This is a genomic window from Rubidibacter lacunae KORDI 51-2 (genome assembly GCF_000473895.1).
Classification (GTDB): domain Bacteria; phylum Cyanobacteriota; class Cyanobacteriia; order Cyanobacteriales; family Rubidibacteraceae; genus Rubidibacter; species Rubidibacter lacunae.
The window spans coordinates 26369-45056 of record NZ_ASSJ01000030.1; the positions used below are offsets into that span (position 1 = coordinate 26369).

The 18688-nt window shown below is 56.4% G+C and carries 20 protein-coding genes; 9 read left to right on the forward strand and 11 right to left on the reverse strand.

The annotated features are described in order from the left end of the window. Positions 1-42: 42 nt before the first annotated feature. From KR51_RS04925 to KR51_RS04935, 3 genes are all read right to left on the reverse strand, one after another. Positions 43-351, reverse strand: coding sequence for a DUF3181 family protein (locus tag KR51_RS04925; RefSeq protein ID WP_022605474.1), 309 nt, complete (start codon positions 349-351; stop codon positions 43-45). Then, complete coding sequence (locus KR51_RS04930; protein ID WP_022605476.1) at positions 344-625, reverse strand: 2TM domain-containing protein; 282 nt, start codon at positions 623-625, stop codon at positions 344-346. Before KR51_RS04930 ends, KR51_RS04925 begins: the two co-directional genes overlap by 8 nt. A gap of 198 nt (positions 626-823) precedes the next feature. Next, entirely contained in the window at positions 824-1225 is a 402-nt protein-coding gene (locus KR51_RS04935; protein ID WP_022605478.1) for a fasciclin domain-containing protein, read from the reverse strand. A gap of 349 nt (positions 1226-1574) precedes the next feature. Between KR51_RS04935 and KR51_RS04940 the strand changes: the two genes are divergently transcribed. Genes KR51_RS04940 through KR51_RS04950 form a run of 3 tightly spaced genes read left to right on the forward strand, consistent with a single transcriptional unit; the run spans position 1575 to position 4438 of the window. After that, complete coding sequence (locus tag KR51_RS04940) at positions 1575-2819, forward strand: glycosyltransferase family 39 protein (RefSeq protein WP_022605479.1); 1245 nt, start codon at positions 1575-1577, stop codon at positions 2817-2819. A 5-nt stretch (positions 2820-2824) separates the two neighbouring features. Beyond that, on the forward strand, positions 2825-3502 hold the full coding sequence (locus tag KR51_RS04945; RefSeq protein ID WP_198016694.1) for a class I SAM-dependent methyltransferase: 678 nt from the start codon (positions 2825-2827) through the stop codon (positions 3500-3502). Continuing rightward, positions 3503-4438, forward strand: coding sequence for a decaprenyl-phosphate phosphoribosyltransferase (locus KR51_RS04950; RefSeq protein WP_022605483.1), 936 nt, complete (start codon positions 3503-3505; stop codon positions 4436-4438). A gap of 239 nt (positions 4439-4677) precedes the next feature. Here KR51_RS04950 and KR51_RS19260 read toward each other — a convergent pair whose 3' ends face one another. Beyond that, entirely contained in the window at positions 4678-4830 is a 153-nt protein-coding gene (locus KR51_RS19260) for a hypothetical protein (RefSeq protein ID WP_156914979.1), read from the reverse strand. Between the two features lie 147 nt (positions 4831-4977). Here KR51_RS19260 and KR51_RS04955 point away from each other — a divergent pair, with 147 nt between their 5' ends. After that, positions 4978-5337, forward strand: coding sequence for an SMR family transporter (locus tag KR51_RS04955; protein WP_040655216.1), 360 nt, complete (start codon positions 4978-4980; stop codon positions 5335-5337). A gap of 94 nt (positions 5338-5431) precedes the next feature. Here KR51_RS04955 and KR51_RS04960 read toward each other — a convergent pair whose 3' ends face one another. The 3 genes from KR51_RS04960 to KR51_RS04970 form a co-directional block, all read right to left on the reverse strand. Continuing rightward, complete coding sequence (locus tag KR51_RS04960) at positions 5432-6748, reverse strand: CO2 hydration protein (protein WP_232214533.1); 1317 nt, start codon at positions 6746-6748, stop codon at positions 5432-5434. Positions 6749-6812: 64 nt separating this feature from the next. Further along, the gene (locus tag KR51_RS04965; RefSeq protein ID WP_022605488.1) at positions 6813-8372 is read right to left on the reverse strand and encodes an NADH-quinone oxidoreductase subunit M; all 1560 of its coding nucleotides are present in this window, start codon (positions 8370-8372) and stop codon (positions 6813-6815) included. A gap of 36 nt (positions 8373-8408) precedes the next feature. Further along, on the reverse strand, positions 8409-10268 hold the full coding sequence (locus tag KR51_RS04970) for an NAD(P)H-quinone oxidoreductase subunit F (protein ID WP_022605490.1): 1860 nt from the start codon (positions 10266-10268) through the stop codon (positions 8409-8411). A gap of 425 nt (positions 10269-10693) precedes the next feature. On the opposite strand from KR51_RS04970, the gene petM reads away from it, so the two are divergent. From petM to thyD, 3 genes are all read left to right on the forward strand, one after another. Beyond that, positions 10694-10804 carry a cytochrome b6-f complex subunit PetM gene (gene petM, locus KR51_RS04975; RefSeq protein WP_022605494.1) on the forward strand — a complete coding sequence of 37 codons (111 nt, stop codon included), beginning with the start codon at positions 10694-10696 and terminating at the stop codon, positions 10802-10804. Positions 10805-11061: 257 nt separating this feature from the next. Further along, entirely contained in the window at positions 11062-11442 is a 381-nt protein-coding gene (gene psb28, locus KR51_RS04980; RefSeq protein WP_022605496.1) for a photosystem II reaction center protein Psb28, read from the forward strand. A gap of 83 nt (positions 11443-11525) precedes the next feature. Then, positions 11526-12452, forward strand: a complete 927-nt coding sequence (gene thyD, locus KR51_RS04985; protein ID WP_022605498.1) for a thylakoid membrane protein ThyD — start codon at positions 11526-11528, stop codon at positions 12450-12452. A 245-nt stretch (positions 12453-12697) separates the two neighbouring features. Here thyD and mltG read toward each other — a convergent pair whose 3' ends face one another. The 3 genes from mltG to surE all read right to left on the reverse strand — a co-directional run bounded on the left by mltG (position 12698) and on the right by surE (position 15370). Next, a complete protein-coding gene (gene mltG / locus KR51_RS04990; protein ID WP_022605503.1) occupies positions 12698-13849 on the reverse strand; it encodes an endolytic transglycosylase MltG in 1152 nt (383 codons plus the stop codon). Next, positions 13850-14425: a DUF3727 domain-containing protein gene (locus tag KR51_RS04995; RefSeq protein ID WP_022605504.1), complete on the reverse strand. Its 576-nt coding sequence runs from the start codon at positions 14423-14425 to the stop codon at positions 13850-13852. A 117-nt stretch (positions 14426-14542) separates the two neighbouring features. Next, positions 14543-15370: a 5'/3'-nucleotidase SurE gene (gene surE, locus KR51_RS05000; RefSeq protein ID WP_022605506.1), complete on the reverse strand. Its 828-nt coding sequence runs from the start codon at positions 15368-15370 to the stop codon at positions 14543-14545. 176 nt (positions 15371-15546) lie between these two features. Here surE and pheS point away from each other — a divergent pair, with 176 nt between their 5' ends. Both pheS and rpsD read left to right on the forward strand, forming a co-directional pair. After that, positions 15547-16545: a phenylalanine--tRNA ligase subunit alpha gene (gene pheS / locus KR51_RS05005; RefSeq protein ID WP_022605508.1), complete on the forward strand. Its 999-nt coding sequence runs from the start codon at positions 15547-15549 to the stop codon at positions 16543-16545. Between the two features lie 295 nt (positions 16546-16840). Further along, positions 16841-17449: a 30S ribosomal protein S4 gene (gene rpsD, locus KR51_RS05010; protein ID WP_022605509.1), complete on the forward strand. Its 609-nt coding sequence runs from the start codon at positions 16841-16843 to the stop codon at positions 17447-17449. 173 nt (positions 17450-17622) lie between these two features. On the opposite strand, the gene KR51_RS05015 is transcribed toward rpsD, so the two are convergent. Further along, a complete protein-coding gene (locus KR51_RS05015) occupies positions 17623-18636 on the reverse strand; it encodes a glucokinase (protein WP_022605511.1) in 1014 nt (337 codons plus the stop codon). Positions 18637-18688 lie beyond the last annotated feature (52 nt).

An 18688-nucleotide genomic window follows, 5' to 3' on the forward strand; every position in this document is an offset into this window, starting at 1 on the left:
TGACGAAATCCTGGCGTAATGCTCAGAATCCATGTGTGATGCTCAGAGCTGCTCCTGATATTCTTCGAGCAGATCGAGCAGCGCAACTTGCCCTTGCATCGGCAACAGATCGGCAAGGGGTAGTTGTTTGCGCCCGCCACCGAGCTTCACGGGGATATCCCGCAAGATATCCAGAACAGCATCTTCGCTCAGCGTGCGGCTTTCTAGGAGCGGGTAAATGCGTGCGGCAACGACTGAGTGCAAGTGAGCATCGCGCAGGTAGAGGTGCCATTTGGCGACGTCGATGTAAACCTTGTCGCCAATTTCAGCAGCGAGTGCTTCGAGTTCGCGCGTGACATTTTGGTCAGACATCTTCTGTACCTGTAGATGGACTCGCGGCTGCATTCGGTGCGGAATAGTCAGCGATCGCGGAAATGTAAAACAGGTGTAGCAGCAGCAGCAGCAGCCAGCTGCCAGTCACCCACTTCGCCCACGACCAGTCTGCTTGGAGCACTTGGTAGAAAAACCACATCCCGGAATTAACTGCCAAGCACAATGCCACGTGCACGGCAAAGGTCATGCGATCGTCCAAGCGTCGGAAAGCCGGGTCTTCGCGGGTGGGTTGGCGCGGCCAGCGTGGAGGCATACCAGCAGACTCCCAAACAGTAGGTTCGTCTTAATTCTGGCATCATCTCGGACGCGATCGCCCGACGCGCCGAAGCAAGACGCATTGCCAGTTACCTGTCGCGAGAAGCCGCCGAGTCCGAGCTGTCGCGATCCGAAGTATAGACCGCCGACCGCTCGCTCCTGCTTCGGGCACTTTCTTGTACCCCGACGCTTGCGGCTAGCCCATCAGAATGACGCCATCGATGACGTGAATGACGCCGTTATCTGCCTCAATGTCGGGTATAACAACCGTGGCATTCTTAACCTCGAAGCCGTCAGACAGATCGAGACCGATCTCAGAACCTTCAACGGAAACGAGCCGATCGCGTCCGACCAGATCGGCTTGCTTGAGCTTGCCGGAAACGACGTGATACTTGAGGATCCGGGCAAGCTGCGGCGGATTCTGCACCAGGGTTTGTACCGTGCCCGGCGGCAGTTTGGAGAAGGCCTCATCGGTGGGAGCAAACACCGTAAATGGTCCACTTCCCTTCAAGACCTCAACGAGTCCGGCGGCCTTGACTGCCGCGACGAGGGTCGAGAATCCTTCCGTGTTGGCAGCAATATCGACAATATCTGGCATGTTGAATTCCTGATTAACCTCTATCTCCGTCCGGATCGGATCGTCCTAGGACTCTGGGCATCCTCTCCCAAGAAGGGGCAGCCGGAGCGCTTGGCGAGCGACCTTAAGCCTACAGAGCCTCGCCTAGCAAGGATTTGCTTGTAAACCCCTGGGAGATAAGAGTTCCAGCCACCCTAAATCCGCGACTCCCGACCCCCTCTGTTTTCCCACTTCCCAAACGCCGCTGCAAGCTGCTCATCGGCGACAGACAGGCACTGGCAGCGGTTCGAGATCGGTACGGACATCTGCTAGCCTAGAGCAACCCGCATATCGGCAGGAACGCGATCCGCAGGGGTTTAGTTTTGAGAGTATGAAGCGCTACGCTCAGAGTTGGGTTCTTGCCCTCGGATTGATGATTCGAATTGCCTGGGCAATAGCTGTTCCCGTCCAGCCCGTTTCCGACAGTATTGCTTACGATACGCTTGCCCGTTCGCTAGTGAGTGGGAGCGGTTATGGCTTTCAACCTGGAGACCCTAGTGCATACTGGCCGCCCGGTACATCGTTTGTATACGCTGTTCTCTACGCTATTTTCGGCACGAATTACCTCCCAGTTGTTCTTCTGAACTTAGGGCTGTTTTTAATCCTATCTGCTGTAACGATGTCCCTAACGGCGCAATGGTTTGGTCGCCGTACAGCTATTATTACCGGAATCCTGCTTGCTTGCTGGCCACTGCACGTGCAGATGACCACGATCTTGGCGAGCGAGCTGTTGTTTACAACTCTGGTAGTTGTTGCTTGGAGGATTTGGCTGAACGAGCAAATCACACTCCGGCTCAGGACAATCGCAGTTGGGATTTTGATGGGGGGCGCAGTCTACGTTCGAACGACAGCCTTACTCCTTCCCGGCTTGTTTGTATGGGTTCGCAGCATTAAAATCCGCAAATTGTTCGAGTCAGCGATCGCCGGACTGCTCGTGTTGATTATTGCACTAGGTCTTGTCGCTCCTTGGTCCTACCGCAACTATCGCGTTCTCGGAGAGTTGGTGTTGGTATCGACCAACGGCGGTCCCGTGTTTTGGATGGGGAATAATTCCGAGAGCACGGGTGATTACATGCCATTGCCTCCCGAAGTCAAGGGGATGAGCGAAGTCGAGCGAGCGAGCTATTTGAAAAAGCTTGCTGTTCAACACGTTCGCGAGCAACCGCTGCAATTTGTCCGGCGTAGCGTCGTGAGACTATTCAAAACCCACAATCGCGAAACTATTGGCATTGCCTGGAATGCGATCGCGCTGCGAGAACGCTATGGAGACAAGTCACTGACTCTACTCAAGGCTTGGAGCCAGTTCTACTGGATTGCCGTGCTCGGGCTAGCCATTATTGGTACGATTCGCCTCAGCCGGCAAGCGGGATGGCTGGCGGTCATTGCACACCCCGCAGTTTCGACATGGAGCTATTTTGCCGGTGTCCATGCCGTCGTAATAGCCAACGATCGATACCATTTCCCCAGCACGCCGTTCATTGCCATGCTGGCTGCTTACTCAATTGTGGGTATGCTGAGTCACAGCAAGACGGGAGCACGCAATAGTGAAGTCAAGGTGCTGGAAGCGCGCAGCTAATGAAAATGAACCGGGACCTTGCAACCGCGCTCGCCAGCTACCCACTCCTCATTCCACGCCTATATAACTATTTGCGCCTGGGAATTTTGCCGCTCCTCGACATCGCGGAAGCAGTGCCTCAGTTTGGAAAAGTTCTCGATGTTGGTTGTGGTTATGGACTCCTCGACATTTATCTCGCTAAGACGTCTAGCCAACGCTATGTAATTGGCAGCGAACTCAACAGCAAGCGCGTGCGCGTAGCAAAGCAAGCTGCTTGCGGCATCGAGAACGTTGAGTTCGTTCAAGAAGATTTGCTACGGGGGCAGCATGTCGGCGACATCAATTGCGCGATCCTCGTCGACCTCCTTCACCACATTAGTTACGAGCGCCAGCAAGCCTTGATTGCAGCCATCTGGGAAGCCCTTGCAGTCGGCGGAACCCTGATCGTCAAGGATATGGACGATCGGCCGGCTTTCAAATATTACATAAACCTTGTTCACGATAAACTCATGACTGGGTTTGACAAACTCTCGTTTATCAGTGCCGGAAAGTTGAGAGCAAACTTGGCAGCAAGAGGGTTTGTCGTGCATTCGTGTCGGACACTTCCGCATCCCTTCTACGCCCACTATCTCCTAACGTGCAAGAAGGCAGACTCGAATCTCTCCTCGCGAGACGTCGTCCACTTGCAGGAAGTCGAAGGGTGAATGGCCAGTAAACAGGTTGGCTGGCAACCCTACATTGCCGTACTCCGCCCCCATCAGTGGACGAAGAACCTCATCGTCTTTGCAGCCCCCCTCTTCTCATTTTCAATTAGTTGGGGAATTTTTTTAAAAGGAACTGTAGCATTCTGCCTTTTCTGCGTGACGGCAAGTAGCTTCTATATATTCAATGACACCCTCGATGTCAAAGCCGACCGCCGTCACCCCGTTAAGTGCAAGCGCCCTATTGCCTCAGGTGCCGTGCATCTCAAGATCGTGGTTGGGATGGCGGCTGTCTTGCTGGCAGGGTCGATTCTGACAGCGTGGTGGCAATCCCCAGTCCTAGGTGCGACGCTCTCAGGGTACGCTGTTCTGCAAGTCGCTTACAATTTAAAGCTCAAGCGGACGGCGATTTTAGATGTTGGGGCGATCGCGGCGGGGTTTGTGCTGCGTGCTTATGCCGGAGCAGCGGCAACTGAGATCGCACTCTCACCTTGGTTTGTACTCTGTACTGCCATGTTGGCGTTATTTCTGGGTATTGAAAAACGCAAAGCCGAGCTGTTATTAGTTGAGAGGACGGGACAGAAGGGGCGAAGTGTTCTATCGCGTTACTCCAAAGAACTCCTCGCCCGCATGGAAAACACAGTGACGACGAGTACATTGCTGACTTACTCACTATGGAGCGCCGGGCCGGTTGTGAATGGAGCACCGACGGCCTGGATGATGCTGACCGTTCCATTCGTGCTATATGGTATCTTTCGTTATCAACTATTGAGCGAGACCCACGCTGAATATCTCCGCGAGCAACCCGAGTCTGCCAGCAGACAGACGGAGCACCCAGAGGAAGTTTTGCTTAAGGACATGCCAGTATTTCTGACTGTCACCGGTTGGGTCGTTGCCTGCGCGACAATCCTCTGGCTCGATCACCGCGGCATAGTTTAATCGGATTCGCAATCAAGTCTAGAGAGTCCCTCAATACAGTATCGATTGAAGCATCAAGTTTTCGATTGCTTGCTGAAATCAACCTCTCGGTTTTACAGGTGACCGGCATTCAGGTATTATCCTCGACCTTTATAACACTATTGCCCTCGCTGAAGATCTGGTATATTCGCCTCGCGCCTGCGAATGGTTAAAGTTGCAAAGGTATAGGGATTGAAGCTCTTTCTGCTCTCGAAAAGCAGTCATTGCGATCGCGTAGCTGCAAGGTCGCAGCGATTTGGAGTAAACGGTTTGAGTCGCGCAGCGCGCAAGCCGCGTCCCTTTGCCTTCCATAGGGCGATTGCCAAACGCGGGCGCTCTCCCAACCAAATCATCGCCTTGAAGATAGTTTCCATACAGACGTGTTGTTAGCATGGTGGATCGGCCGGACCAGCATTCTGGTCGCTGGCTTTCTCCATCGCTTACTGTGGCTGGAGAAGCTCCTCGGAGATGGCTTCACATTCCCTATGCCGAAGTGCGCGTCCCCATTCAACTCAAACCCGATGAAAGACGATCCAACTACAGTCAGCTTGCTCCTTTATTTCTTGCTGCTCTTAGCTGCCGTTGGCTGTAACAGCATCGGACAAACCTTGCTCAAGCTCGGGTCCGGTCAATCAGTGCTCAATCCTTACATCGCAAGCGGCTTACTGGCTTATAGCATTGGGACGATATCTTACATTGCCTTGCTCAGCAAGCTGAATCTTTCAGTTGCCTACCCGGTCGTGATTGGCTTGACCATCATCATGACGACGTTGTCGGGGACAATGTTCTTACATGAGAAGGTCGCTCCCGGGCATTGGTTGGGGATCGGTTTAATGCTAAGCGGTATCTTGGCAATCACTTCTGCGGGTTGGCGACAGTGAGCAGCTCGGGCGAAGCATTAAAAGTCGCATTTCTCAGTGCTGTAAGTGGAGCGTTCGGGACCTCAGGCACCCCCTACGACATCGAACCGCATGGTTAGCGATAGTCTTGACTTTGGATGTCCCGCAAACGAGCTTCCGGCCGCAAGAAGCGGTCCATCTGCGCCTCGAAAAACTGGCGATTGGCCAGCAAGTGCTTGGGATTGGGATCGTCCAGCGGATACAGCAATGCTAGGCGCAGCGCTTGAATGACCGCCGAGGTGACGTTGTACATCGATCGCTGGAAGGTAATTCCGAGCTGGATGAGGATATCGTCCTGTCCGCGGGCGTGCTCTTGGTAATAATCCCGCAAGTACGGCGGCAGAAAATGCATCATGTCCTGCATCAGCAGCGTCGGCGGAATCCCAGCCGAGCCGACGGGAAACACGTCAGCGTACAGAATGCCGAAATGGAAATCTTCTTGTTGCTCTGGAACTTGACCGGCTTGGGCGTTGTAGGATTTGGTGCCTCGGAACGGAGACGTGCGGTAGAACACGGACTCTACGTAGGGCAGTGCTGCTTCGTACAACCAGGTGAACCCCTTCGACTTGGGCACGATCTCGTAGCATTCCCCATCGACGTAGAGGTGGTGATAGATGGGTCGTCCGGCAATGGCAAAGATACCGTTCACCAGAAAGTTCATCGCATCGGGCACCCCTTTAAATCCGCCCTCATCGTAGATATCCGACATCTCGAAGAAGACCGGAGCCATGACTTCCCAAAACAACCCCAAGTTGGAGTAGTAAGACAGTTCCCGTACCTTCTCGACGAACATCTCGGGAAAAACTCGATAAAGCGCCAGCATCGACGGATTTTTCTTGAAAAAGGCGCGAATGGCGCGATCGCAATTGGCCTTGTATTCCGCCGAATCCAGATAGGCATCGAACTGGTTGACTGGAGCGTACATATGTCGGTGCCAGAACATGGCGCGCATGCAGGCTTCGGCAAACTCCATGTTGATGCGATCGTGCCAGAGGTGGTGGAAAAGTTTGGGCAGTTTGCGCTTGACTTCGCCAGTTGCCATGAACTCTAGCAACTCGGGATGAGCAGCAGCGGTTCCGCGCCAAATCCGCAAATCTGCCGTATCTCCGGCGTAGTGATTGGGGCGTTCCAAGTACTCCTTAGAAATAAAGTACTTGAAGAATGGAAGCGGATCGAGGAATACATACTCGGCGATGTAGAGCAAGTCCCGCCAGTAAAAGTCCATCGGCACCGCGTAGGCTTTATAGATGCCGATAATTTGCATCAGATTCTCAGGCGTATCGGGCAGCATCGAGCCGCCTGCCTCCAGGCGATGGATTACCTCCGAGAAGGGATGCTGCGAAGGAGGAATGCGTGCGGGGTCAACTCCTCGTGAAGGCATCGTTGCAGTCATGGCTGGCTCGAAAGGAAACAACTAAACGCAATAATCGGGCAAATCATGTTCCAGGATTGCCGTTCTAGGACTGGCGCTCCGGCGATTCTAGATTCGGTGCGATCGCAGACGCAAGGCTTTCCAGTTGCGGTGATTCGGGCGCGATCGCCGACGCAACCGTCACGGATGAAAGCGAAGCAACGAGTTGGGTTGCCGTGGCTTCGCTCCATCGCACCAGCCAGGTTGGCTGCACGCCTAGCAAAAAGATCGTCCAAGCCAACACAAGGGCTGGCGTGCGTTCGCCCCATTCGACTTGGGGGAAATAAGCGATCGCGTTATCGAGCTTGCCGAAGCAAGTGCGATTGAGCAGGATGACGAAATACACGGCCGTCAAGCCCGTCCCCACCACGCAGATGAGGGTTGGAACGGGGAAGACCGCGTAGCTGCCTTGAAAGATCAAGAACTCTGCAACGAATCCAGCCAATCCGGGAATACCAGCGCTGGCCATCCCGCCGAGGATTAGCAAGGCACTGATAGTCGGCAAGCCCCGGACGGGATTGAGCAGACCGTTGAGCACGTTCAGGTCGCGGGTACCAACTTTTGCTTCCACGACGCCGACGAGGTGGAATAAAATCGCCAAAATTAGTCCGTGGGCGGCAATTTGCGAGACGGCACCAACGAAGCTGAGGGGTGTCATCGCCGCTCCGGCCAGCAGCAGATAGCCCATGTGCCCTACCGAGCTGTAGGCTACCATGCGCTTGATGTCCTTCTGCGCGATCGCCGCCATAGTTCCGTATAGGGCGATCGCCGCCGCCCAGATAGCCAGCCAGGGAGCCAGGATCGCCCACGCATCTGGAAACAGGCCGATGCAGAAGCGGAACATGCCGTAGGCACCCAGTTTCGACAGCACGCCTCCGAGCAAGATCGCCACCGGTGCGGATGCCGCTACGTAGGTATCGGGGAGCCAGGTGTGGAACGGCACGAGGGGAAACTTGATACCAAAGCCAATCAAAAGCGTTCCCAATAGGAGGAACTGCGCTTCAAGTGGGAGCGATCGCCCGATCGCGGCTTCGTAGTTGAACGAAGAGGCTCCGGTCAGCCAAACCGATCCGAGGAATCCCGCCAGAATCAGCGCCCCCGATATCGCTGTATAAATCAGGAACTTCGTGGCAGCATAACCCCGCTTCTCGCCACCCCAAATCGAGATCAGCAAATAGAAAGGCAACAACTCCAACTCGTATAGCAAGAAGAAGAACAGCAGGTTCTGAGCCAAAAATGCCGCGCTCAGTCCGCCGCTAGCGAGCAAAATCAGAGCATAAAACAGGCGGGGGCGGCTGGTATCTTCGCGGCTGCTAAAAACTGCAATCCAGGTCAGGAAAGAATTAAGCAGAAGCAATACCAAAGCCAGTCCATCGACGCCAAGGCGGTAGTCCAACCCCAGCACGTCGATCCAAGGAAGATACTCCTGCATCTGCAATCCGGGCTCGGCAATGTCGAAACGGCTTGCCAACCACAGCGCCCAGAATAGCGTTGCCGCCGACGCCCACAACGCAACCCAGCGCACCTGCTTGGTTGAAAAAGACTGCGGTAAGAGTCCGACGATCGTAGCACCGACAACCGGCAGCCAAATCAGTACGCTCAGCATAGCTTTCGAGGGTGAAATAGACGATAGAGAGGACCATCAACTGCCGGCAAGCGCAGCGAAATCCAACCAAAACGATCGTGTGATGAAAAGCGTAATCACTAACAAGCCCAGCGCGATTGTCAGAACGTAGAACTGGGTTTTACCCGTGTTGCCATATTTCAGCGCTTCCCCGCCAAACAGGGACGTCAGCCCGATCAGGTTAACCAGTCCGTCGACCACGTGGCGATCGCACCAGTCCACCACGCGCGAGATGATATCGACGCCGCCGACGATACTGGCGCGATAAATCCGAGGCGTATAGAAATCGCTTGCCAACAAGTTCTGCACGAACGTCCAAGGCAAGCGGATCGGCTTGGCTGCCGGACCGAGGTAGAGCGCGCTACCGAGACCGCAGCCCCAAACGCTAGAGATGACGAGTAACAGAGCTACGCCTTTGTCGATCGCGGTAAAAGACGGCAGCAGTCCCAAGCTTTGTAAGACGAGGGGGAGATGCAGCGTCAAGGCAGCTGCAAACACCATCGGCAAGGTAACCGGCCAGAGATTTTCAGGCGATCGCTCCGACATTTGCTGCGGGCGGTTGCCGAAAATGAGGCAAAAAACCCGCGTTACCCCAAACGCTGCCAGCGCGTTGACGACCAGCAAAATGCCCGCCAAGACAGGATAAGCCTCCCATACACCATTGATGAGTGCGAGTGCGGCCCAGAACCCTCCTAGCGGCGGCATGGCAATCAATCCGGCTGCACCGGCTACAAAGGACAGTCCCGAGATCGGGCGGCGGCTCCAGAGCCCTCCGAGTTTGGTTAAATCCTGGCTGATACTGTTGAGGACGATCGAACCCGTACTCATGAGTAGGGCAACAACCGCTAGCGCGTGTGTCAGCAGCAGCAGAAAAGCCACGTGACTTTGCTGCGTTCCCACTGCAACGAAGACCAGCCCCATATAGGCGCTCGTGAGATAAGACAGCGATCGCTTGACATCGACTTGGGCGATCGCGATGGCCGTGCCGCCGAGCGCGGTGACAATGCCAATCGCAGTTACGGTTGCCATTACGACCGGGGATAGAGCTAACACCGGCTCGAGCTTGGTCAATACCCAAGCACCGGTTGCCACCACGACCGAGTTCCGCAAGACGGTACTGGGATAAGGTCCTTCCATGGCTTCATCAAGCCAAAGGTGCAGGGGAAACTGAGCGCATTTGCCCATCGGTCCTGCCAGCAAAGCCAGCCCTACTAAGCTCATCAACGTCGGATCGACCTCGGCTGTCTGCGCCCATTCGGCAAGTTCGCTGAAGTTCCAGGTTCCCGCGATCGGATACAGCGCCAACACTCCCATCAACAACAGCAAGTCGCCCACCCGTTTGGTCAGGAAGGCATCGCGCGCCCCCGTCACCACCAACGATTGGTTGAACCAGAATCCAACCAGCAAGTAGGTGCCTAGGGTCAGGATTTCCAGAATGATGTAACTGAAGAAGAGAGAGTCGCACAATGCCAGCAAGCACATACCCGCTTCAAAGAGTGCTAGCAGCGCGAAGAACCGCGCCCAACCCCAATCCATCTCCAGATACCCGATCGCGTAAAGCTGTGCCAGCAGGTTGATGCTCGTAACCAGCACGATCGCGCCGAGGTTAACCGCTGACACCTCCAGCGGCAGTGTCAGTGTCAAATCGGCAACCTGCAGCCACGGAAGCTCAAGGGTTAGTGGCGCTCGAGTTCCGAATTCAATAAAGCCAAGCGCGGCATGAACCAACGCCAAGCCCGTCATCGCGAGATTGATGTATCCGGCCGGACGCGGTCCGGTACGTCGCGCCAGGGACGGAAACCAAAACATCGACAAGACCATGCCCACCAGTGGATAGCACGGAATTAGCCAGGCAATGCGAGCAAATACATCAGTCATCCATCATGCATCCTACGAGTCGGCGATCGGCGGGCAATGGGCGGCGATCGCGAAAAAGACTTAGCTAAAACCTATGGTTTACAAAGGAGGTATCGACAATTAACTATCGACAAGTACAGCATATCCCGAAGCTTAAGAAAAGTGGAAGGGTTGCAATGGGTTTTCCCCATCCCCGAGCTCGGTCCATACCGATCGGCACAGTTTGGGCAGTCGTGCAGGCAGATTTTAACGTTAGCGATTCAGCCAGGGGGGTGGTGGGGATCGTGCGCCTGACGCCGGTCGCCCAGCGGGGTAGCGCGTAAGCTAAAATACCATTTAGTTTGTTTGTGCGGGTTGGGAATCTGTATTTCGACAGAGTTCGACCGCAATCGACCAAACCTTATTAGCGGCCTTTCAATACTTGCAATTGCTTCTGGAGGAACCTTATGGGCGCGACCGAACTGATCGTAAAAGCAACCGTACTGTCGATTGTTATGACCCTGTTTGCCGTTGCATGGGGTTTCTTGATGCTCAAGTTGCAAGGCAGCGAGGAATAAGCCGCTTATCACAACGCAATCGGCCTTGCTTTCCCCTCATCTCCGAGCTGGCGCGATCGTTAGTTATTGCAGGCATCTCTCCCCAAGAGTTCGAACCAGTTCGGCTTGACTGGGGCGAGATGCTTCTGTTTTTCTGAAGAACGTCTTTTTAGTCGCGCGGCCGACCCGAAAGTTGGATGACCGTACTTGGAGCTCGTTCGGACGCGGTCTTGCCTTATCTGAAAAGCATCAAAAACCAGTAGTGAATTGCCGCATAAATGACAGCTTCAACGCCTGAAATCGCTCCAACCATTGAGTTTTTTCGCGGAATTCCAGAAGAACTAAGCAATGTCAGCTTGAGACGCGAGAAGCGAACGGGATTGCGCAACGTATTGATGACCTTCGAACGCCTAAACGCGCTCGAACGCTTTAATAGCTTTACGAAGGAATTCTCGCAGAGCCTGAGTCTAATCGATTCTGAAGGCGAGATCGCTGTCGAACCGGACTCAGTGCGGTTCTTTTTTGCCGGCGATGAAGGTGATGAGTTGCGTCGCGTGGAGTGCAAGTTCGCGATCGAGCGCGACGACCATTGGGACCGGTTCATGCGCTTCATGCAGCGCTACGCAGAAGCCAATGGCATGGCTTACGGCGATCGCTAAGCTTCTCGGCTAGGTAGGTCGACAGGATTCGTATGGGGTTGTTTTGGGTCTGAACATCGTTCTGAGCATCGTCAGGGAGCATTATGAAAGTCGCGATCGCAGGTGCAACGGGTTTTATCGGGTCGCGTTTGGTGCAGATGTTGCACGAGCAGGGGGACGCGATTGTCGTGCTAACGCGCGATGCCAAACACGCTTGGCGCGTTTTCCCCGAACGTGCCTTTCCCAACGTCCAAGTTGTCGAGTACGTTCCGACGGATAGTGGGAACTGGCAGCAGTCGCTGTCCGGCTGCAATGCTGTCGTGAATCTGGCCGGCACCGCAATTGCCGCCGAGCGTTGGACTCCGGAGCGCAAGCAACTGATTTACGACAGTCGGGTGCATACCACCGAGCGCATCGTGGAAGGGATTGCCAACGCCGAACTCAAGCCGAGCGTTCTAATCAATGCCTCGGCGATCGGTTACTACGGCACGAGCGAAACGGCAACATTCGAGGAAGCCAGCGCGCCCGGCAACGACTTCCTCGCATCGGTTTGCCAAGACTGGGAAGCGGCTGCCCGCAAAGTTGAGGCGGCGTGCGTGCGTTTGGCGATCGTGCGCTTCGGCATCGTACTTGGCAATGGCGGCGCGATCGCTAAGCTACTGACCCCATTTCGCCTGTTTGCCGGCGGGCCGCTGGGGTCAGGACATCAGTGGTTTTCGTGGATTCACCGCGATGACTTGGTGCGGTTCTTGATCGAGGCGATCGCGCGTCCGGACCTGAGCGGAGTCTTCAACGGAACGGCTCCCAACCCCGTCCGCATGAGCGAACTCTGCGATACGCTTGGGACCGTGCTTAAGCGTCCGTCGTGGTTGCCGGTACCGGGATTCGCGTTGGAAATGTTGCTGGGCGATGCGGCTAAGGTTGTCTTGGAAGGCCAGGAAGTGTTGCCGAGAAACATCGAAGCCAGCGGTTTCGAATATCGCTATCCCCAGCTCGAGCCGGCTTTGCAAGAGATCGTCGCGCAGAGCTAGTCGACATCGCAGCGAATGCCTCAGCGATCGCGCGTGCTAAAGAACACTGCGGCAAGGACGATCGTACCGAGTAGTGCCAGCGGCACCCACAGGTCGATCGCGCGAATGGTCTCGGGGGCGGTCAACATGAGCAGTGACGGCTAAGCGAGCGCGGAGGGGCACCCGGCCCGCTAGATAGTAACTGCGAGCGGTTGCAACCTAGCAGTGTTTGCAGGGGTTTCGTGATGTCTGGATCGCTCGCAGAGTCATTTCATTCCCCCACGCAACATTCTGCCAATCACGCTTGCGACTTGTGCGCGCGATTGCCTTTGCCCGCGAGATTGCGGTTGTTGGATGCGCCGTTGGGCGGCGAGGTGTTCCTGCAGCGTGCGGCTGAAAACGTGCGTCCCGTCGTACCGCGCGACGAAGAACAAATACTCCGTCTCGGCCGGCGACAGGGTTGCTGCCAAACTTGCCACGCCGGGTGCGGCGATCGGTGTCGGTGGCAGCCCCGGCATTAGATAAGTGTTGTAGGGCGTCGGCGTGCGGACCTGCGCTAGCGTCAGCGGGCGATCGACAGTTTGCCGAATTTGCAATCCGTACTCCACTGTAGGGTCGGCTTCCAGGCGCATGCCTCGTGCCAGACGGTTGGCAAATACCCCAGCAATGAGGGTACGCTCCTCCGCCACGACGGCTTCTTTTTCAACGATGCTCGCCAGCGTCACCCACCCCAGCAAGCTAGCATCCGTATCCGATCGTTCGTACAGCGGCAGCGCAACGTCCTCAAACCGCATCAACATCAGCGCGATCGCTGCCTCTGGCGTCACTAGATCCCGCGCCAGGGTGTAGGTATCGGGAAACAAGAAGCCTTCTAAATGCGGCAATTCCGGCGGCAGCCAAGGGAACTGGTCGTAGGGAATCCGCTCGGTCGCCGCGAGGAACTCTTCGGCATTGAAGAAGCCCAACGCAGCCAACTCCGCGGCCATCTGCCGCCGCGATCTCCCCTCCGGCACGGCAAACCTCACCGCCGCCACGTCCCCGCGCCAGATGCGATCGGCAATTGTATCTAGGGACTGCTCCCGCGTTAGGGCATAGGTTCCTGCCTGAAACCCACCCGACCGCTTGTCCCACCGCGTCGCGCGCAGCGTCCACAACCGCCAGGCCAGCGGCGAACGAATCAGACCCCGCGTTGCTAGCTGCTCCCCAATCGCCTGCGCGGCCGTTCCCGAGGGGATTTCCGCGTACACTACCTCCGGCGCGTCCGTCGCAATCGGTCTTACGGCCGCCAACCACCAGCGCCAACCCAGCACCGCTCCGGTTGCAGCAACTGCCAGCATCAGCATCAGTCCGCGGGCGATCGCCACAACGTAGCCCCATTTGCGATCGCCCGCGATGGCAGCCTGTTGTTGCTCGGTCACTTAGTCGAGATCCTCGAACATCCACTCTTCAAGCACGGGCTGGACCTCGCGGAACTCCTCTGGAGACAGCACTTCTAGTTTTCCGAAACTCGTTTCTTTGGCAAAAAACAGCAACGGAGCCAGCGGCGTATACACGCCATACTCATCTTTGTTGAAATAAAAACTAGCCAGAAACTGATATTCTTCCGGGTCGATTGCCGTACCAGCCTCTTCTTCTAACTCGAGCGTTAGGATTTGGCTCTCTTGTACTTCGGGCAACTCGCCCTCAACGGTGGGGGTGAAGGCCGTGCGCTTAAGCATTAAATTCTGCTCGGCCAGAACTGCACGTGCGTCTGGAAAGACGCGATCTAGGTCGCGATCGTCTTCCAGCAAAATCGCTTCTTCGGGATCGATCGCTTCATCCCAGGCCACAATCGCGATCGGAGCATCTACAGGCCGCAACAACAAATAGCTAGCACCATTGAGCGCAAACCTCTGCTCGACGAAGCATTCCAAAAGACGCCCGTCTTCATCCGTTAGCATGACGCTTTCGGTTTCGGGGTGCTCGTTTTCCTGGGGATATTGCGATGAAGACATAAATTCGGCGAAGTGCGGCTGTCAGGACGCTACGAGCGTCTCGCTAGCGGGCAAATTGATAACCCTCACTGTAACAGCTCGCTGTCCCTTACTGAAGAAACCTGTTGTATTGGCGATTCAAATCGGGGATTCCGCCGCTGCGGTGGGGCCGGATAATCCCCCCAGCGCGCGCAGGTATATGAGGCTGCTAGCAGCGGTTAGGTCGAATTGCAGCGGGACCACGGTGATATAGCGATCCCGAATCGCGCAGACATCGGTGGGCACCTCATCCGGCAGGTGGAGGTGGTCGGGCTGTTCGATGTCCTCGATGGCCTCGCCCGCCAGCCAGTAATAATGCTTGCCACGCGGATCGACGCGCTGCTCGAATTGCTCGATGTAGCGTCGCAGTCCCTGCCGCGCGATCGTCACGCCAGCAATTTGTGCGGCTGGCAAGGCCGGAATATTGATGTTGAGCAGTGTCGGCTCGGGAAACTCGGGCAGCCCGCCCGGCGCGACCAGCGACTGCGCGAAGGCTGCTGCCGCGCTAAAGTCGAAGCTGCCAAAGCTCGCGAGGCTAAACGCGATGCCGGTAATCCCTTCAATCGCGCCTTCCATCGCTGCCGATACTGTTCCCGAGTACAGTACGTCCGTCCCGAGGTTGGGACCGTGGTTAATGCCCGACAAGACGTAGTCCGGTCGATCGTCCAGTAACGCATGCAGTGCTAACTTGATACAGTCCGACGGCGTTCCCGAACAAGACCAAGCGCGGACTGCCGGGCTAAATAATCCTTCGATTGCCTGGGCGCGAATGGGCTGGTGTAGCGTCAACCCGTGACCGGTGGCGGAGCGCTCGCGATCGGGGCAAACCACGGTCACGGTGTGCCCGGCCGCCGCCAAGCTGTCGGCTAGGGCGCGGACGCCAAGCGCGAAAATACCGTCGTCGTTCCCGATCAAGAGGTGTGCCATGGTGGAAGTCGCGGAGAGAGTTACGGTCTAGACGCAGTCGGCACACATGCCAGCTGTCGGCAAGAAGAGCAGCGTGCGGTTCGATCGCGTCGCGGACGATCTCGCAGGGCAATTGTCCAGGGTAGATGCGTCGGTACACTAGGAAGCGTCAATAGTTTATGCTACGCCCCGCGCCCATGTCCGCCTCCGACCTCGAACGCGAACTCGCAGATCTCAAGCAAACCGCGATCGCCGCGATCGCCACCGCTGCCGACCTCGACCGACTCGAGCAACTGCGCGTGCAGTTCCTCGGCAAAAAAGGACAGCTTTCGCAAGTGTTGCGCGGCATGGGTAAGCTTTCCACCGACGAGCGTCCGCGCGTCGGCGCCCGCGCCAACGACGTCAAGCAAGCCCTGCAAACCAGCCTCGAAGGCGCTCGCAATAACCTCGAGGCTGCCGCGATCGCCGCGCAGCTAGCTTCTGAGACCCTCGACGTTACGCTGCCCGGTGTCGGCCGGCCCCTCGGACGCAAACACCCGCTCAACAGCACGATCGACCGGATGATCGAAATCTTCATCGGTCTCGGTTACACCGTGGCAGAAGGCTCGGAAATCGAAACCGACTACTACAACTTCGAAGCGCTCAACACGCCCCCAGATCACCCGGCACGGGACATGCAAGATACGTTTTATCTGCCAGGCGGTAAGTTGCTGCGCACGCACACATCTTCCGTACAGATCCGCTACATGGAACGGCACGCCCCCCCGATCCGCATTGCCGCGCCGGGCCGCGTTTACCGTCGCGACACCGTCGATGCCACACATTCTGCCGTATTCCACCAACTCGAAATTCTGTCGGTCGAAGAGGGACTGAGCTTCACCGACCTGCGCGGCACGATCGTAGAGTTTTTGCGCCAGATGTTCGGAACGGAGCTGGAGGTGCGATTCCGTGCCAGCTACTTCCCGTTCACCGAACCCTCGGCTGAGGTGGACGTCCGCTGGCAGGGCAAGTGGCTAGAAGTACTCGGCTGCGGTATGGTCGATCCGAATGTCCTAAAAGCCGTCGGTTACGACCCCGAGCGCTATACCGGCTTTGCTGCTGGTTTTGGCGTCGAGCGTTTTGCTATGGTGTTGCACCGCATGGACGATATCCGCCGCCTCTACGCCAGTGACCTGCGTTTCCTGCGACAGTTTTAGGGCGCTGCCCCGGCTATCCGGTTTGGTGACTGCGCTCGGGGCACACACATACTCGGAATCTCGGCTCAATTTTCGCAACATGCGCGGCTTAATCTAAATTTGTTAAGTACGGAGAGCGGAGTTCCGGTGCTTCCAGATCGCTGAAACCCCTATCCTGTCGTGAAGTCGAAATGAGTAAGCGTTTGCCCTGATAACCGCGTTACGGTTTCTTCTCTTGCCGCAGGCTCAGGCGTTATACTGGATCGTCTGGGTGCCCGACCTAAAGTATTCGAGGGAAAGCAAAGAGAGAAGCCGTATGTCGAGATATCGAGGTCCGCGCCTGCGCATCGTGCGTCGTTTGGGTGACTTGCCGGGGTTGTCGCGCAAGACGCCTCGCCGTCAGTATCCCCCCGGCCAACACGGACAGGCTCGCCGGAAGCGTTCGGAATACGCTATCCGCTTAGAAGAAAAACAGAAGTTGCGCTTCAACTACGGCGTTTCCGAGAAGCAGCTCATCGGTTATGTGAAGCGGGCACGTCGTTCTACGGGTTCGACGGGGCAGTCGCTTCTGGAACTATTAGAGATGCGCTTGGACAATACGGTATTCCGGATGGGCATGGCCGGAACGATTCCCGGCGCCCGCCAGTTGGTCAACCACGGTCACGTGACGGTCAACGGTCGTAAGATGAACATCCCCAGCTACCAATGCGTGCCAGGCGACGTGATTGCAATTCGAGATACAGACCGCTCGAAGGATTTGGTCCGCCGCAACATGGAATATCCGGGTTTGGCAAACTTGCCCAGCCACCTGACCTTCGATAAAGACAAGCTGGTCGGACAAGTAAATGGCGTGGTCGAGCGCGAGTGGGTTGCGTTACCGATCAACGAACTACTCGTGGTCGAGTATTACTCGCGGAAGGTCTAGACCCAGATATCGAGTGACGGGCCTTCCACCCGCCTCGAGACTGGTTGGAATCTCGATACGGTATTGGGAGCAGGTGTCTTTAGCACCTGCTCCCTTCATCATAGGTCGTTCTCGGGCGAGTAGAGTCGGTTGCGAACTTGCTAGCAGATGCAGTCGGAGCCAGCGCCAAGACCCTACTTCAGGGCATACTGTACCGAGCCGAGCAATCCAACTTGCGGATTGAGGATGACATGCACTGGGACGGCATTGAGGATCGGGCTGACGCGACCCTTGCTTTTGAATACGCGTTCGAAGCGATCGCTTTGCAGCAGCGGCAAAATCTTAGCGGCAATGCCCCCGGCAATATAAAGTCCGCCGTAAGGCAAAAACTTCAGCGCGAGGTTGCCGGCTTCTGCTGCATAAGCCTCCACAAACATCTCCATGGTTTTAGCGCAAAGGCGATCGGCTTCGCCCGCAGCCGCCTGAGAGATTGTGGCTGCCGGATCCTCTGTCGGTTCTTGACGTTCCCAAGCTTTAATGATTTCGCAAACATGCGGCGATTCGGGGGCGAACTGCACGTCGCGGAGAAAGCGGTAGATCGACACGATGCCCTGCCCGGAGACAACCCGCTCGACAGAAACGCGTTCGATGTGGTTGGTTTTGCGGATGTGCTCGCTCAAGGCGAACTCTAGTTCATTGCGCGGCGCGAAGTCAGCGTGACCGCCTTCTGTTGCAAATACTTCAAAACCGCCGTTTGCTTCCGGAACCAAGAATCCTTCGCCCAACCCGGTACCCGCTCCCAACACCCCGATCGGGGCGCGCTGCACCGGGGCATCTAGTAACGTTACTCGATCTTCGTCGGCCAGGTTCAGGATACCGTAGCTAACTGCTGCGAAATCGTTCAACAACCGCACCCGCGCGATACCTAACTCCCGTGCGAGGCGATCGCTTTGTAGGCGCCAGTCGATGTTGGTGAGTTGCGAGGTTTGATTGACGACCGGACCGGCAATCGCAAAGCAGGCCGTCTCCGGTAGCGGTTGCTCGGCGTCCGCTTGGAATTCGCGCACCATCGGCACCAAGTCCGGATATTGCTGCGAGGGAAACGTCGCTTCGGCGATCGTCGTATAGGTGCTACTCCCCGCTGTTGCCTTGATCGTCCGCAAAATCGTCTTAGTTCCGCCGATATCGCCCGCAATCAATCGTGTCATGTGACCGCTCCTCGTGGGTTCGCCGCAAACGCGTTCCGCCTGCGCCTCGTAT

Coding starts and splice junctions, on each gene's coding strand:
- KR51_RS04925 (WP_022605474.1), bottom strand. CDS start 351: ATGTCTGACCAAAATGTCACGCGCGAACTCGAAGCACTCGCTGCTGAA.
- KR51_RS04930 (WP_022605476.1), bottom strand. CDS start 625: ATGCCTCCACGCTGGCCGCGCCAACCCACCCGCGAAGACCCGGCTTTC.
- KR51_RS04935 (WP_022605478.1), bottom strand. CDS start 1,225: ATGCCAGATATTGTCGATATTGCTGCCAACACGGAAGGATTCTCGACC.
- KR51_RS04940 (WP_022605479.1), top strand. CDS start 1,575: ATGAAGCGCTACGCTCAGAGTTGGGTTCTTGCCCTCGGATTGATGATT.
- KR51_RS04945 (WP_198016694.1), top strand. CDS start 2,825: ATGAACCGGGACCTTGCAACCGCGCTCGCCAGCTACCCACTCCTCATT.
- KR51_RS04950 (WP_022605483.1), top strand. CDS start 3,503: ATGGCCAGTAAACAGGTTGGCTGGCAACCCTACATTGCCGTACTCCGC.
- KR51_RS19260 (WP_156914979.1), bottom strand. CDS start 4,830: ATGGAAACTATCTTCAAGGCGATGATTTGGTTGGGAGAGCGCCCGCGT.
- KR51_RS04955 (WP_040655216.1), top strand. CDS start 4,978: ATGAAAGACGATCCAACTACAGTCAGCTTGCTCCTTTATTTCTTGCTG.
- KR51_RS04960 (WP_232214533.1), bottom strand. CDS start 6,748: ATGACTGCAACGATGCCTTCACGAGGAGTTGACCCCGCACGCATTCCT.
- KR51_RS04965 (WP_022605488.1), bottom strand. CDS start 8,372: ATGCTGAGCGTACTGATTTGGCTGCCGGTTGTCGGTGCTACGATCGTC.
- KR51_RS04970 (WP_022605490.1), bottom strand. CDS start 10,268: ATGACTGATGTATTTGCTCGCATTGCCTGGCTAATTCCGTGCTATCCA.
- petM (WP_022605494.1), top strand. CDS start 10,694: ATGGGCGCGACCGAACTGATCGTAAAAGCAACCGTACTGTCGATTGTT.
- psb28 (WP_022605496.1), top strand. CDS start 11,062: ATGACAGCTTCAACGCCTGAAATCGCTCCAACCATTGAGTTTTTTCGC.
- thyD (WP_022605498.1), top strand. CDS start 11,526: ATGAAAGTCGCGATCGCAGGTGCAACGGGTTTTATCGGGTCGCGTTTG.
- KR51_RS04995 (WP_022605504.1), bottom strand. CDS start 14,425: ATGTCTTCATCGCAATATCCCCAGGAAAACGAGCACCCCGAAACCGAA.
- surE (WP_022605506.1), bottom strand. CDS start 15,370: ATGGCACACCTCTTGATCGGGAACGACGACGGTATTTTCGCGCTTGGC.
- pheS (WP_022605508.1), top strand. CDS start 15,547: ATGTCCGCCTCCGACCTCGAACGCGAACTCGCAGATCTCAAGCAAACC.
- rpsD (WP_022605509.1), top strand. CDS start 16,841: ATGTCGAGATATCGAGGTCCGCGCCTGCGCATCGTGCGTCGTTTGGGT.
- KR51_RS05015 (WP_022605511.1), bottom strand. CDS start 18,636: ATGACACGATTGATTGCGGGCGATATCGGCGGAACTAAGACGATTTTG.